Origin of the sequence: Flagellimonas flava (assembly GCF_050617915.1) — a bacterium.
GTDB lineage: Bacteria > Bacteroidota > Bacteroidia > Flavobacteriales > Flavobacteriaceae > Flagellimonas > Flagellimonas flava_A.
On record NZ_JBODQE010000176.1, the window covers coordinates 1 to 237 of the forward strand.

Here is a 237-nt window from a genome sequence, read left to right on the forward strand (position 1 = left end):
CCATAGAACTTTTAAGAAGGATGAAAAGGTCAATCTTATCGATATTGCCATTTGTAGATTGTTGGAGTCTTATGGGTATTACGACTTTGATTTTTATGACGATGATGGTTGGCCCCATTACACGGACAAAGAACAACTACCTCCCTTAAAACCAGGAGAGCAAACCATTTTGATGAAGGAGGCCTTGGTGAACTATTTCCTGGAAAAAGAGTACATTAAATAATAAGAAATCCAAAA

The 237-nt window shown here is 36.7% G+C and carries 1 pseudogene; it reads left to right on the forward strand.

Features of this window, described 5'->3' with window-relative positions:
• Positions 1-223 (forward strand): annotated as a pseudogene (locus ACRHOZ_RS21450) (hypothetical protein); the annotation flags it as partial.
• Positions 224-237 lie beyond the last annotated feature (14 nt).